This is a genomic window from Corallococcus sp. Z5C101001, from assembly GCF_007352635.1.
Classification (GTDB): domain Bacteria; phylum Myxococcota; class Myxococcia; order Myxococcales; family Myxococcaceae; genus Corallococcus; species Corallococcus silvisoli.
On the sequence record NZ_VKLU01000012.1, the window covers coordinates 66,466 to 82,115 of the forward strand.

Annotated in this window: 3 protein-coding genes; all 3 read right to left on the reverse strand. The window is 72.7% G+C overall.

Annotated elements, in window-relative coordinates; all coding sequences use genetic code 11:
• Positions 1–9 precede the first annotated feature (9 nt).
• From FOF48_RS25895 to FOF48_RS25905, 3 genes are read right to left on the reverse strand one after another with little or no spacing between them, the layout of a single operon-like run.
• Positions 10–4,866 carry a type I polyketide synthase gene (locus FOF48_RS25895; protein WP_143905688.1) on the reverse strand — a complete coding sequence of 1,619 codons (4,857 nt, stop codon included), beginning with the start codon at positions 4,864–4,866 and terminating at the stop codon, positions 10–12.
• 32 nt (positions 4,867–4,898) lie between these two features.
• Complete coding sequence (locus FOF48_RS25900) at positions 4,899–10,925, reverse strand: type I polyketide synthase (RefSeq protein ID WP_255442723.1); 6,027 nt, start codon at positions 10,923–10,925, stop codon at positions 4,899–4,901.
• A gap of 10 nt (positions 10,926–10,935) precedes the next feature.
• Positions 10,936–15,645, reverse strand: a complete 4,710-nt coding sequence (locus tag FOF48_RS25905; protein WP_143905692.1) for an SDR family NAD(P)-dependent oxidoreductase — start codon at positions 15,643–15,645, stop codon at positions 10,936–10,938.
• Positions 15,646–15,650: the final 5 nt, after the last annotated feature.

Here is a 15,650-nt window from a genome sequence, read left to right on the forward strand (position 1 = left end):
TCCCGGAACTCAAAGCCTGGCCAGCTTCTCGAGGAGGAGTCGTTCGACTTCCTCTTCCGACAGCTGCTCGACGAGGGCGGCGGAGGCAGGCGGCGTGTCCGAGCGCGGCTCGGAGCGGTGGGGGGCGCCGGTGGAGGGAGGCGGTTTGCCGGACACCCACTCGCGATGAAGGTGGGCGGCCAGCTGCGAGATGGTGGGGTGTTCGAAGACGAGGGTGGGCGGCAGCGGGCGCCCCAGGCTGGTCTCGAGTCCCTTGCGCAGCTCCAGCGCGAGCAGCGAGTCCATGCCCAGGTCGGTGAAGCCTCGCTCCAGCTCGAGGGGATGCGAGGACTCACGCCCCAGGGTCCGCGCCGCGAGCTCGCGGACGTGCCGCGTCAGCAGCGCGAGCCGGTCGCTGTCGGGCACCTCATCGAGCTGCTTCAGGAGCGAGTCCTTTCGAGGAGCCTCCTTCGGCGCGGCGGCGTCCAGCGCCGCCAGCAAGGGCATGCGCCCGCCCGGGAGCTGCTGCCGGAAGGTGGGCCAATCCACCCGCAGCACGGCCACCTGGGGCGACGTCTGGTCCCAGAGCCGCTCGAGCGCGCCAAGGCCCTCCTCCGTGGACAGCGGGGTGAGGCCGTGCGCCTCCAGACGGGAGCGGTAGCGCGCATCGACCGCCATGCCCGCCTCCGCCCACGGCCCCCAGTCCAGGCTCAGCGCTGGCAGCCCGAGCGCGCGGCGATGCCACGCGAGCGCGTCCAGGAAGGTGTTGGCCGCCGCGTAGCTGGCCTGCCCCGGCGAGCCGAGGAGCGCGGAGCCGGCGGCGAACAGGACGAAGGCGTCGAGCGGATCGCCGCGCGTCAGCAGGTGCAGGTTCCACGCGCCCCGCGCCTTGGGAGCCATCACGCGCGTGAGCCGTTCCTCCGATTGGTGGAGGAGGATCCCGTCGTCCACGATGCCCGCGGCGTGGACGACCCCGCGCAAGGGGGGCAGGGTGGCGCGCACCGACTCCAGAAGGTGCCCCAAGGCGCCCGCATCGGTGACGTCCACCTGCGCCACGTGGACCCGGGTGCCCGCCTCGCGCAGTCGCTCCAGGGACTCCTGGGTGGCGGAGTCCGGCGAGCCACGGCCCAGGAGGACCAGGGCTCCTGCGCCCCGTTCGCTCATCCACCGCGCGACGCGCAGCCCCAGGGCGCCGAGTCCACCGGTGATGAGATAGGTGCCGTCCGCGCGCAGGGAGCGCACGCGGGAGCTGGGCGGACGGATGCGCTCCAGCCGGCAGACGTAGCGGCGCCCCTGGCGGAACGCCACCCGGTCATCACCACCGGGGGCCTGCACCGATTCCCATGCGGCGTGCACCTCACGCCCCGGTGCCGCGGGGTCGAGATCCACGAGCCCGCCCCAGAGCTCCGGGTGCTCGCGTGAGAGCACCTGTCCGATGCCCCACAGCGGCGACTGCAAGAGCGCGACCCGCGAGGGCTCTTCGAGCGACACGGCCCCTCGTGTCACGAGCCAGAGCCGGGGAAGCGGGGCGAGGCTCCGAGCGCCGACGAGCGCGCGCACGAGGTGGAAGACCTGTGCGCCGCACCGTCCGAAGTCCTCCTCCGGCGTCGCGCCTCTTTCATCGAGGATGGGCGCGTCCAGGCCCCAGAGGTGGAGGACCCCGACGAGGGGAGGGCGCCCAGGTTCGCGCGCCGTGACCAGCAGGCGCTCCAGCTCCGAGGCCGCTGTGTCCGGTGGGGGCTGCGACGCCAGGAGACAGGAGTGCCCCTGTGCCCGAAGCAATCCAGCGAGCGCTTCGCCGACGCCCGTTCGATCCGCGAGGACGAGCCACAGGCCAGGGACGCTCGCGGATGCGTCGCGCGTGGGTCGGTCTGACTCCCTCCAGCTCGGGCGATAGCAGCCGTCTTCGAGCACACCACCGACCTGCTCCTGGCGGTGCCGCTGGACGAGCAGCCGCAGGAGGTCGGGGAGCAGCGCGCGTTTCTCCGGCGCGAGGGGGCCGGATCGTTCCAGCTCCAGGCTCAGTCCATCCACGTCTCCGCGCTCCAGCAGCTCCACGATGCGCGAGGTGGACGGAGCGCTCGGCGTGCCCCTGGCTTCGCGCTTTCGAGGGCGCTGGGACTCCTCGTACCAGCAGCGCTGTCGCTGGAACGGATAGGTGGGCAGCGGCACCTTGCGCCGCGCGAGGCCCCGATCGAAGCCACGCCAGTCGACCGCTCCTCCGCGCGTGTACAGCGCGCACAGGCTGGTGAGGAGCTGACGCCAGTCGTCCCGGTCAGCACGGAGGCTGGGGAGCCAGAGCGCGTCCGTGGATTCAGGCAGGCACTGGCGACCCAGGCCCAGCAGCGTGGGCTTGGGGCCGACCTCCACGAAGACCAGATGACCCTGCTGGTGCAGGGTCCGCATGCCGTCGGCGAACCGCACCGGCTCGCGCACGTGGCGCGTCCAGTAGCCGGGCGTGGCGATCTCCGGGCCCGCGAGCTCCCCGGTGAGGTTGGAGATCAAGTCGAGGGTGGGCTGGGCGTAGTGGACCCCGCGCGCGACCTGCTCGAAGGCCGCGAGCATCGGCTCCATCAACGGCGAGTGGAAGGCGTGCGAGACGGTGAGCGGCTGGATCCGGAGGCCCTGGGCCTGGAACGCGGCGGTGAGGGACTGGATGACCGTGCGACGCCCCGAGAGCACGACGCTGGCCGGGGCGTTGATGGCGGCGATGGACACCTCGTCCTTCCACCGCTCCATCATGGACGCGGCATGGGCGGGGCCGGTCTCCACCGCCACCATGGCCCCGTCCTCCGGGAGCGCCTGCATCAGGCGGCCTCGCGCAACCACGAGCCGCAGCGCGTCCTCCAGGCTGAACACGCCCGCCACGCAGGCCGCCACGTACTCCCCCAGGCTGTGGCCCATCACCGCGGTGGGCACCACGCCCCAGGACCGCCAGAGTTCCGCCAGCGCGTACTCGAGCGAGAAGAGCGCGGGCTGGGTGTAGGCCGTCTCGTGAAGCGGTGAGCGCTGCCCTGGGGCCGGGTAGAGCACTTCGAGCAGGGGCACGGAGAGCTGTCCCTCCAACAGGGCCGCGCAGCGCTCGAGCGTCTTCCGGAAGACGGGTTGTGCCTCGTAGAGCCGCCGTCCCATGCCCTCGCACTGCGAGCCCTGCCCCGTGAACAGGAAGGCCACGGAAGGACGGTTGCCGCTCAGGCCTCGGCTGGCGTGAGCGGGCACCTGTCCCTGGGCGAGCGCGGCCAACTGCTCGCGCGCTTCCGCTGGGGTCGCGGCCGTGAGCGCCGCGCGGTGGGAGAGGTGGGCGCGGCCGGTGTTGGCGGAGAAGCACACGTCGGCCAGGGACTGATCGGGGTGCTCCGCGAGGTGTCGTTCGTAGCGGTCGGCCAGCGCACGGAGCGCTTCCTCGGAGCGTGCCGAGAGCGTCAGCAGGTGGAGGGGACGCGACACTTCCGGCGCGGGCTCCGCCTTCGGGGACCCAGGGACGGGCCCTGGCTCCGAGGCCTCCGCGAGCACCACATGGGCATTGGTTCCACTGAAGCCAAAGGCGCTCACCCCCGCCACGCGATGGCTGTCACCGCTGTTCCAGGGGGTGCACTGGGTCGGCACCGCCAGGGGAAGCTGCTCCCACGGACCGCTGAGCGGGTTGGGGCGGTGGAAGTGCAGGTGTGGCGGCAGCTCTCGGTGTCTCAGCGCGAGCACCACCTTGAGGAGCCCCGCCATCCCGGCCGCGGCCTCGAGGTGACCGAGGTTGGTCTTCACCGAGCCGATCCACAGCGGCTCACCCCGGGGGCGCTCGCCGAAGACGGAGGCCAGCGCCTGCACCTCGATGGGGTCCCCCAGCGACGTGCCCGTCCCGTGCGCCTCCACGTAGGACACCGCCCCGGGCGCGACCGACGCGCTTTCGAGCGCCTTGCGGATGACGGCCTGCTGGGCGGGGCCGTTGGGGACCGTCAACCCGCTGCTGCGCCCGTCCTGGTTCACCGCGGAGCCGCGGATGACCGCGAGGATCCGATCTCCATCCGCTCGGGCATCGGACAGCCGCTTGCAGACAATGACCCCACAGCCCTCGGAGCGGACGTAGCCGTCGGCCGCGGCGTCGAAGGTCTTGCAGCGCCCGTCCGGCGCCAGCATCCGGGCCTTGGAGAAGTTGACCGAGAACTCCGGGAGGAGCTGCAGGCTCACCCCGCCCACGAGCGCCATCCGGCACTCGGCACTACGCAGGCTCTGACACGCCAGATGCACCGCGACGAGCGAGGAGGAGCACGCGGTGTCCACGGAGAGGCTGGGGCCCTGCAAGCCGAGCCAGTACGAGAGTCGGCCCGAGGCGACCGCGTGGGCGTTGCCAGTGCCCAGGTATGCGTCAATCTCTTCGGGCCCACGCGCCAGGAGGAGCTGGCCGTAGTCGGTGCCGCCAATGCCGACGAAGACGCCGGTGGCGCTGCCCGCCAGCGAGTCCGCCGCCACGCCCGCGTCCTCCAGCGCCTCCCACGTCACCTCCAGCAGGAGGCGTTGCTGCGGATCCAGGCTCCGCGCCTCTCGCAGCGAGACGCCGAAGAACGGCGCGTCGAAGTCCTGGATGCCTTCGACGAAGCCGCCGAAGCGGGTGGAGATCCTCCCCGGCGTCTCCGGGTCGGGGTCGTACCAGGCCTCGGCGTCCCACCGCTCCGGGGGGACCTCGGTGATGGCGTCGACCCCGTTGCGCAGCAGGCGCCAGTACGCCTCGGGCGAGCGCGCCCCGCCCGGGAAGCGGCAGCCCATGCCGATGATGGCGATGGGCTCGCGGCGCGCCGCTTCGACGGCATCGAGCTTCGCGCGCAGGTCCTCCAGGGCGCTCAGCGCCCGCTTCACCGGAGACAGCGCACTGCTCGTTTCGGCTCGTTCGACCATGTCCTCCGACCTCATTCGTCCCGGGGCTTGCGTCAGAACCGCAACGTCTCCAGCTGCTTCAAGAGCCTCGCCTCGGCTTCCTCCTCGGAGAGCGCCTCCACCTCGAGCCCTGGTACCGGGTCCGGGGCGGCCGTCTCCTCGCGTCGCTCGCCGGACACAGGCACGGACTCGGGCGTGCCCAGCTGGGACGCCAGGAAGCCCGTCAGCGTGTCGAGCGTCGGGTAGTCCAGGGTCAGCGTCGCCGGCAGTGACAGCCGCAGGCTCCCCTGCAAGCGATTGCGCAGCTCGAGCGACGTGAGGGAGTCCATCCCGAGCTCGAAGAAGCCCTGATCCGCGTCAACGGGCCGGCTGCCGTCGAGCCGCAGGACGTGCGCGAGCTGTCCGCGCACGTGCTCCCCGAGGAGCGCGCGCCGGCGGTGGGGCGGCGCCGACTGGAGCTTGTCGAGGATCCCGACCGTCGCCGCCACCGGGGGAGGGGCCATCCCCGCGAAGTCCCGGACCAGCGGGAGCCGACCCGCGCCGTCGAGGAACCTCGCCCAGTCCACGGGCACCACGCCCACCTGGGGCACGGGGCTCGAGAACAGCCGCTCCAGCGCGGCGAGCCCCTGCTCCGGGGCGATCATCCCCAGCCCCTTCTTGCGCAGCAGCTCCACCGCTTCGGCCGAAGCCGCGGCGCCAATCTCCGCCCAGCCGCCCCAGTTGATGCTCAGCGCGGGCAACCCCTGGGCCCGCCGATGCCAGGCCAGCATGTCGAGGAAGGTATTGGCGGCGCCATGGTTGCCCTGGCTGGGGTTGGCCAGCAGGGCCGCCGAGGCGGAGAACAGCACGAAGCAGTCCAGGGGCAGCCCGCGCGTGAGCGTGTGGAGGTGCCAGGCGCCCCGCACCTTGGGCGCGAGCACCTGGGAGAAGCGCTCCCAGGTGAGCTGGCTCAAGAGCCCGTTGTCGAGCACTCCGGCCGCGTGCATCACTCCGCGCAGCGCGGGCAGGTGCGCGCGGATGTGCTCCAGCACCCGGCGGACCTCCTCCTCCCGGGAGATGTCGGCCTGGAGGATGCGCGCCTGAGCCCCCGCGAGCGCCAGCTCCGCCACGACCGCGTCCGCCTCGGGTCCGGTGGCGCGGCGGCCGACGAGCACCAGGTGCCGTGCCCCTCGCTCCACCATCCACCGGGCCACCCGCCGCCCCAGCCCGCCCAGTCCGCCCGTGATGAGGTACGTGGCGTCGTCGCGGAAGCGGACGGCTGCGGCCGGTGCGAGGGAGTGGCGCGCCAGTCGCGACACGAACCGCCCCTCCGCGCGACAGGCCACCTGATCTTCTTCCTGTCCCGAGGTGAACTCCTCGAGCAGCGCCTGGGCCTCCTCCTCTGGAGGATGTTCGCCCGGCTTCAGGTCGACCCGGGTGCAGCGCAGCTCGGGGTGCTCGAGCGCGATGGCCCTGCCCAGCGCCCAGAGCGGGGACTGCGCAAGCCCCGGGACATCCGGCCGCGGGCCCACGGGAACCGCGCCGCGAGTCACCAGCCACAGCGCGGGCGGTGTCGCGATGGGCGTGCGGGCCAGGGCCTGGACCAGATGCAGGGTGCCCGCGTACGAGCGGAGCGCCGCCGCTTCGAGCAGCGCTTCATCCAGTGCCTCGGCGGGGGCTGCTCCCAGGCTCCAGAGCTGCACCACACCGCCGAGCTGCATGGGCGCGGTGTCGCCGGTCGGGGCCGCCTGGGCGAACTCGACGAGGCGCCGCAGGTCCGCGGGGTTGGAGGGGTCCACACGGAACGCGTCCGGAGCCAGCTGCTCGAAGCGCTCTCCGGGATGGGCGAACAGGCACGCGTCACCCTGTCGCCGGAGTCGTGCCGCCAGGGCCTCGCCGAGCGGGCCCGCGTCCACCAGCAGCAGCCAGCGCCGCCGCGGCTTCGATGTCACCGCGGTGTCCACCCGCGCGTCCGCCCGCGCCAGGAGCGCCGCCTGCCGGGAGAGGACGGCGAGGCCTTCGTGCTCCAGGGGAAGCGCCGCCGCTTCGGAGAAGCCACACTCACGCAAGACACCGCGCCACTGCTCCGCGGAGAGCAGCGGGTGTCGAGTGCGCAGGTCGGTATCGACGAAGCCGTTCCAACCGCCGGTGAGCCCGAAGGTCAGGTCGATCCACCGCGTCGGCTCGGTGGCCTCGAGCGCCACCAGCAGGCCCCCCGGACTCAACAGCGTGCGCACGTGGCGCAGCGACTCGCGGAGGTCGCGCGTGGCGTGCAGGACGTTGGAGGCGAGCACCAGATCGTACGCGCCCGCGGCGAGCCCCTGGGACGCGGGATCCTTCTCCAGATCCAGCGCCTGGTAGCGCACGAACGGGTACGCCGCGAACTCCTCCGCCGCGCGGGCGGTCAGGAGCGGAGACAGGTCCGTGAAGGTGTACTCGGCGCGGTCCGCGGGGAGCAGGGGCAGCACGTAGGAGGTCGTCGCGCCGGTTCCCCCGCCGACTTCGAGGATCCGCAGCTTGCGCTGCCGCGGCAGCCGTTCGAGCACCGCGGAGAGCGCGTCCTGCACCAGCGCGTGGATCGTCCGGGAGGCGGGGGTCTTCCGGTAGAGCGCCGCGAGCTGGCGCGAGTCTCCTCCGGGGAAGAGCAGGTGCAGGGGATCGACGCGCCCCTGGAGCACCTCCGCCAGCCGCGTACCGCAGCGCTCGAGCAGGTCCAGCTCGGCCCGCACCGAGGGGTGCCGGGACGCGGTGGCTTCGAGCTGCCCACGCGCGTCGGGCCGCGCGGGCAGGCTCCGCACCTCCCATCCGTCGGCGCTCCTGTGAAGGGTTCCCTCCTCGACGAGGATGTCGAGCAGGCGCTCGAAGAGCCGACGCTGGGAGGGGATCACCCCCAGCTGCTCCGCCAGGGCCCCAGCGGAACGAGGGGCTCCCGCGAGCGGCTGCCAGCTCATCCGGCGCAGGGCCTCGAGGATGAAGGTGGCGCTCAGCGACTCCAGCTCTCGCAACCCGGACTCGTAGGGGGCGATCTCCGGAAGGCCGAGGAGCGTGGACACGCGCGGGTCCAGCTGGGCCCGCAGCGCCTCGACGGAGGGCAGGAAGTCGGGAGGCGGCGTTGTTCCCTGGAGGGCCTGGAGGTTCCAGCGCACCTCGTAGAGCCAGTCCTGGAAGGGAGGCTCGGAGCGCTGTTCGCGGTGCCTTTCGACCAGCGCCGCGAGGACCCTGGGCAGGAGGCCGCGCTCCTCGGGCGTGAGCACCTGTGCTTCCTCGACCATGCGCGACAGGCGCGCGACGTCCCCTTGTTCGAGGGACCGCACCACCTGCGAGGAAGGCTCGGCGCTGGCGGCCGGGGTGCCGTGCGTGGACCCCACGGAGGGGGAGAGCCAGTAGTGCTGGCGCTGGAAGGGGTAGGTGGGCAGGGCCACTCGGTGCCGCGCCGGGTCCTGCTCGAAGCCGGCCCAATCGAGGGGGGCACCTCGGACGTAGAGCTCCGCCACGCTCTCCAGGAGCTGTTGCCAGTCTGGCCGCTTCGGGTTCAACGAGGGCAGCCAGGCCGCGCTCGCATCGTCCAGACAGCCCGCCCCCAGTCCCGAGAGGACGGGCGCCGGGCCCAGCTCCACGAAGACGCGGCAACCCTGCTGATGGAGCGTCCGCACGCCCGCGGCGAACTGGACGGCCTCGCGGGCGTGGCGAGCCCAGTAGGCCGGTGAGGTGAGCTCCTGGCTCGCCAGCGCTCCCGTCAGGTTGGAGACGAGTCGAAGCCGTGGTGCCGACAAGGACACCTGGGCCGCGAGCTGCTGGAGGTCCCGCAGGATGGGGTCCTGTCCCGGCGAGTGGAAGGCGTGAGAGACCTCCAGGCGCCGGGTCCGCACGCCCTCGGCCTCCCACTGCTCCGCCAGCGCGCGCACCACCTCGCGCGGGCCTGAAACCACCACGCTGCGCGGGCCGTTCACGGCGGCGATGGAGACGGCGTGCGCGTGACGGGCGAGCCTGGGCGCCAGCTCCTCCAGGGAGGCCTGCACCGACAGCATCTCCCCGTCGCGCGGCAGCTCCCCCATCAATCGCGCCCGCCCGGCGATGAGCCGCAGGCCGTCCTCCAACGAGAAGACGCCAGCCACGCAGGCGGCGGCGTACTCCCCGACGCTGTGCCCGAGCACGGCGGAGGGGACCACGCCCCAGGAGCGCCACAGCTCCGCCAGGGCGTACTCGAAGGCGAACAGGGCCGGCTGCGTGAAGCGCGTGTCATCCAGGAGTCCACGCGCTCCGTCGGCCGGGAAGAGCACGTCGAGCAGGGGGCGCTCGAGCTGTCCCTCCAGCAGCCCAGCGCAGCGCTCCAGTGCGTTCCGGAAGGTGGGCTGGGTCTCGTACAGCTGACGGCCCATGCCGGGGTACTGGGAGCCCTGGCCCGTGAACAGGAAGGCGATCTTCGGGCGTTCGGCGCTCGATGCGCGCCTTGCGCGGGCGCCCGGTGGGAGGGTTCCCTCCGCGGCCTCCGCCAGCTTTCGCGATGCCTCCTCCGGGGAGGCCGCGACGAGCGCCAGGCGCTGCGGCAGATGCGCGCGGCCGGAGCGTGTGGTGGAGGCAACGGCACCCAGCGAGTGGCCGGACAGGGGCAGGTGACGCGCGTAGCGGCCCGCGAGCTGTCGCAGCGCATCCTCGGCGTGCGCGGAGAGCGTGAGCAGGTGGTACGGCTGCTCGGGGGCGGGGGCCATGCGCAAGGCGGCTGGCGCTTCCTCCACGAGGACGTGCGCGTTGATGCCGCTCATGCCGAACGAGGCCACGGCGGCGGTGCGCGGTCGGTCCTGTCGGGGCCAGACCGTGTGCTTCACGGGGATGCGCAGCGGGAGCGTGTCCCAGGGGATGTGCGGGTTGGGCCGGGTGAGGTGCAGGTGCGCGGGCAGCTCGCCGTGCCGCAAGGAGAGGACGACCTTGATCAGCCCCGCGATGCCCGCCGCGGCCTCGAGGTGCCCGAGGTTGGTCTTCACCGAGCCCAGCAACAGGGGCTGGGACGCATCGCGCCCGGGGCACAGGACGTCGGCGAGGACGCGGACCTCGATGGGGTCGCCCAGCGAAGTGCCAGTCCCATGCGCCTCGACGTAGTCCACCTCGGTGGGACCGAGCCCCGCGGCCTCCAGGGCCTGACGCAGCACGCGCTCCTGCGCGGGGCCGCTGGGCACCGTCAGCCCGGCGCTCCGCCCGTCATGGTTCACCGCTGAACCCCGGAGCACGGCCAGGATGGGATCGCGGCCCGCCACCGCGTCCGAGAGGCGCTTGAGCACCACCACGCCGCAGCCCTCGCCACGGCCGTAGCCGTCCGCCGCCGCGTCGAAGGTCCTGCACCGCCCGTCGGCCGAGAGGGCCCTCATCCGGGAGAGCAGCAGGGAGATGTCCGGCGACAGCATCAGGTTGACGCCGCCGGCCAGCGCCAGGTCGCACTCGCGGGCCCGCAGCGCCTGACAGGCCAGGTGCACGGACACCAGCGAGCTGGAGCACGCCGTGGCCACCACCATGCTCGGCCCCTGGAGGCCCAGGTGGTACGAGAGCCGGCCCGCGGGGAAGCTCAGCTCGGTGCCCGTGCCCCCGTAGGGGTCGAGCGCGTCGGCCGCCACCTGCTGCGCCTGGAGCCGGGTGTAGTCCGTGGCCATCAAGCCCACGTAGACCCCGGTCCTGCTGCCGGACAGCCTGTCGGGGGCGATCCCCGCGTGCTCCAGCGCCTCCCACGCCACCTCCAGCAGGAGGCGCTGTTGCGGATCCATGCTCGCCGCCTCACGGGGCGAGATGCCGAAGAACGCGGCGTCGAACGCGTCCACCCGGTCCAGGAACGCGCCCCGGCGCGTGTACATCTTGCCGGGCGCCTCTGGATCCGCGTCGAAGTAGTCGTCGATGCGCCAGCGATCCGCGGGCACTTCGGACGTCGCGTCGCGCCCGTCGCGGAGCAGCTCCCAGAACGAGTCGGGATCCACCGCGCCGCCGGGGAACCGGCAGCCGATGCCCACCAGGGCAATGGGCTCGCGCCGGGCCTGCTCGACGGCGGCGAGCCGCGCCTCGAGTTCTTCGATGGCCAGATAGGCCTTCAGCAGCGGGGAGGGGGCGTTGGGCGGCATCACGGACGGCTCACCTCTTTCGCTCCAGCGACGCGATCTTCTTCAGGAGGAGCGCTTCGAGCTCTCCCTCGGAGAGCTGAGCGACGTCCTCGCGCGGCGCGGGGGCGGTTTTCGAGACCTGCTGGGGGACGGTGGATGCGGCTGGGCTCCGCGGTGTGAAGAGCCGTTCCTTCAAGTGGGCCATCAGGTCGTTGATGGACGGGTGATCGAAGAGCAGGGTCGAGGAGAGCGGCTTGCCGGCGCGGGCTTGCAGGTGGTTGCGCAGCTCGAGCGCCATCAGGGAGTCCAGACCCAGCTCGAAGAGGCTCTGGTCCGTGGGCGCGGCCTGTCCCGCGGACAGCCCGAGCACCCGCGCCGCTTCGGCCTGAAGCACCTCGAGCAGGTCCCGCTCCGCCTCCTCGGGAGACAGGCCCGCGAGCCGTGCCTCCAGCGTCCGCGTCGGCTGCGCGGGCGAGGCCCCCTGGGGCGCTGGCGCCGTGCGCACGAAGCGCGACAGCCAGCGTGGCGGAGGAGTCGCGTCCCCGTGGGCCGGGAGGGATCTCCGCTGGCGGGGGAGCACCGCCACCTGGGCTCGCTCCGACGCGAGCAACACCTCGAAGGCCCGCATGCCTTCAGCGGGCGTCAGGGCGCGGATGTCCAGGTTCTCCCAGCGGGCGCGGTCGCGGACGCCCAGGTTGGCGGCCATCCCCGCGCCAGCCCAGGGCCCCCAGTTGATGCCGAGCCCGGGCAGCCCGAGCGAATGGCGGTAGGCCACGAGGCCGTCGAGGAAGGCGTTCGCCGCCGCGTAGTTGCCCTGGCCCGCGGAGCCCAGGAGCGCGGCCGCCGACGAGAAGCACGCGAAGAAGTCGAGCGGCATCGACCGGGTCGCGGCGTGCAGGAGCCAGCTCCCCATCACCTTGGGGGCCAGCGCGCGCTCGAAGCGCTCCCAGGGCAGTTGCAGCAACACGCCGTCGTCATTGATCCCAGCGGCATGCACCACACCGCGCAGGGGCGGGAAGGAGTCGGCCAGCCGCGTGAAGAGGTCCTGCACCGCGTCCGGACGGGAGAGGTCCGCCTCCAGGAGCAGCACCGTGGCGCCAGCGGCTTCGAGCGCGTCGAGCCCCTGGCGCTGCTCCGCGGTAGGGGTCGAGGCGCGACGGCCCACCAGGGCCAGGTGCCGGGCGCCGCGCTCCACCAGCCAGCGTGCGACGTGCAGCCCCAGCGCGCCGAGCCCTCCCGTCACGAGGTAGCCGGCCTCCGGGCGAAGCTCCACGGTCCGTGCACCGGCAGCCGGGGCCACGGGGGAGAGCCGCGCCACGTAACGCATGCCCTCGCGCAGGGCGAACTCTTCCTCCTCGTCCGGCTCCACGAGCGCCAGCGCCAGCGCGGTCAGGTCCTCCCGTGTCCGGGTGGGTCCCAGGTCGAAGCGCACGCACCGCAGCTCCGGGTGTTCGAGCGCGAGGACTCGCCCGAGGCCCCATACGGAAGCCTGGGCGGGCTCCACCGGCGAGCGCGTCGCGCCGACCACCTGCGCGCCGCACGTGCCAAGCCACAGCCTGGGAGGGGACACGCCTTCCCCGGCGACCAGGAGGCGCAGCAACTGGAGCACGCTCCCGCAGCCGCGCAGGTGCAGCTCGCGCAAGGTGTCGCTCGAGGTAGTCTCGTCGACATGGGCGTCCAGGCTCCAGAGGTGGACGAGCCCCCGAGGTGCGTGCTCGCGCACGAGGCGCTGGAGGAGCTGCTCGGCGGACCGTGGCTCCGACAGGTCGAGCACGAGTCGATCCGGTCCCTCGGTGTGAGGGCCCGCGCGCTCGAAGAGCAGCACGCACGCCTCACCCCGCGCGCGCAGCTCCTCCGCGAGCCGGAGGCCGACGCCGCCTGGGTCCGCGAGGATCAGCCAGCGGCCGGGCTCGCGCGGGGAAGCAGGGCGCGGTGACGGCTCGGCGGGCTCCCAGGTCATCTCATGGAGCCAGTCGCGCTCCCGGCCTTGGAGTCCGTGCAGCAGCTCGGGGCTCACCCGGCGGCCGACGAAGCCGTCGACCTCGGCGATCTCCTGGCCCCGCGCGTCGACGAGGCGGATGTCTCCCACCAGCGTCTCCTCCGTGCGGCTCTCCGCCCGGCGCAGCCGCACATGGCACCAGAGCGGGAAGTGCGTGGGGCGGCCATGGAGGCGCAGGCGCTCGATGCTGAAGGGAACGAACGTCGGCAGCTCGCCGGACGCGTCGGGTGTCAGCGCCGCCAGCAAGAGCTGGAAGCAGGAGTCCAGCAGGGCAGGGTGGAGCGGGTAGCGCTCCTCTGGAGTCAGTGCCTCGGGCACCTCCATGCGGCCGAGGGCTTCCTGGCCGCGCCGCCACAGCGCCCGGTGCCATTGGAAGCCTGGCCCAAGGTCGATTCCTCGACGGCGGATGGAGCTGAAGAACGAGCCAGGGTCGAGGGCTTCGGTGAAGCCCGCACGCAGCTCCGCGAGCGGGAGCCGCTCGAGCGCGGCCCCGTCGGTGTCATGGGCGCTCGCTGCCCGCGCGCGGCCCGTCGCGTGGGAAGTCCACTCGACGCGCGCTCCGTCCGCGTCGGGTTCGAGCGTCAGCACGGTGAAGCTGTCCCTCGCGGTGCCTTCGGGACTCAGCACCACCTGGAGGTCGCGGCTCCTGCCCTCGGGCAGCACGAGCGCCTGGGGAAAGGAGACGTGCTCGAGCACGCTGCCCCGCCCGCCATGCACCTGCGCGGAGATGGCGAGCACATGGGCCAGATGGCTGGCGCCAGGGACCGTGACCTCTCCAAAGACGATGTGGTCCTTGAGGAAGGGCAGCTCCTCCACGCCGATCCGGCTCTCGAACAGGGTCTGGCCGATCAGCGGCGAGTGCACACGCCGGCCAGGAATGGGCGACGCCACGCTGGACGCGGGACGCGCTGCCGGTCGGGTGGGCGGGTCGCACCAGTACCGCATGCGCTGGAAGGGATAGGTGGGAAGCGGGACTCGCCGGCCCTTCGCCGCATCAGGCAGCGAAGCCCAGGAGACCTCACCCCCACGCTCGTACAGCGCGCCCAGGCTGGACAGGAGCCGCCGTGGCTCGTCCTGCCCGTCCCCGGTGAGGTGCGCGGACTGCTCCGGGGGACTGCCATTGCGTGAGGCGCGCCGCGCGAGCTCCTGGGCCAGCTCCGCCGCGGACGCGCCAACGACGGCGCGGCGGTAGGGGAAGTGGGCGCGTCCGGTGCTCGCGCTGTAGCAGACGTCGTGCGCGGAGAGCTCCGGGTGCGCGATGAGGTGGTGCTGGAAGCGCTCCGCGAGCTGATCCAGGGCCTCCGGGCTCCGGGCCGACAGCATCAGCAGGGAGGCCCGGGGAGTGGGGACCGGGCGCGCGGGCCTCGCTGGCGCCTCTTCGAGCACCAGGTGCGCGTTGGTTCCACTCAACCCGAAGGCGCTGATCCCCGCGATCCGCTTGCCACGCCTGTCCCACGGGATGGGGGAGGTGGGCACCCGGAGGGGGAAGCGATCCCAGGGGATGTGTTCGCTCGGGCGCTCGAAGCTCGGGTGCGGCGGAATCTCTCCATGGCGCAGCGCCAGGGCGACCTTGATCAGGCTGGCGATGCCGGCCGCGGGCTCCAGGTGGCCGATGTTGGTCTTCACCGAGCCGACCCAGAGCGGTTGCTCCGGAGAGTGCGCGGGGCCGAAGACAGCGCCCAGGGCCTCGAACTCGATGGGATCTCCCAGCCGCGTTCCGGTGCCGTGGGCCTCGACGTAGCTCACCTCGCTGGGGGCGACGCGGGCGATCTCGAGCGCCTGGCGGATCAGCGCCTGCTGGGCCAGTCCGTTGGGCACCGTGAGCCCGCTGCTGGGCCCGTCGTGGTTCACCGCGGAGCCGCGGATCACCGCCAGGATCTCATCCTCGTCCTGGAGTGCGTCCGACAGCCGCTTGAGCACCACCGCGCCGCAGCCCTCGCCGCGCCCGTAGCCATCGGCCGAGGCGTCGAACGTCTTGCAGCGGCCGTCCGGCGACAGGGCGCGGGCCCGGCTCAGGAACAGCATCACCTCCGGGGCGAGGATGAGCTGCACGCCTCCGGCGAGCGCCAGCCGGCACTCTCCGTTGCGCAAGCTCTGGATGGCCAGATGGACCGCCACCAGCGAAGAGGAGCAGGCGGTGTCCACCACGAGGCTCGGGCCCTGGAGTCCCAAGGCATGAGACAGCCGCCCGGCCGCGAAGCTCAGTCCGCTCCCGGTCCCCGCCCACGCGGTGATGCGGGTCGGGTCCGGAGAGAGGAGCTGGAACAGCGCATAGTCGCTCTGCCCGATGCTGACGAAGGTCCCGATCCGGTTGCCCGCGAGGCGGCTGGGGACCTGGGCCGCGTTCTCGAAGGCCTCCCAGCAGACCTCCAGCATCAGCCGCTGCTGCGGATCCAGGCTCGCGGCCTCGCGGGGAGAGATGCCAAAGAAGAGCGGATCGAACTGATCCACATGCTTCAGGAACGAGCCGGACCGGGTGTACATCTTCCCGGGCCGCTCCGGGTCGGGGTCGAAGTAGGACTCGACGTCCCAACGGTCCGCGGGGATGGGGCCCACGGCCTCCTGGCCCTGGTGCAGCAGCCGCCAGAAGGCCTCGGGGTCCTCCGCGCCAGGGAAGCGGCAGCCCATGCCCACGATGGCGATGGGCTCGGCGCGGGCGCGCTCGTTGGCCTCGAGCTTCTCGATGACGAAGAGCGCCTGCTCCAGGGCCCTCTGCTGTGCGAGCGTGGACTCTTGACCCATGACGT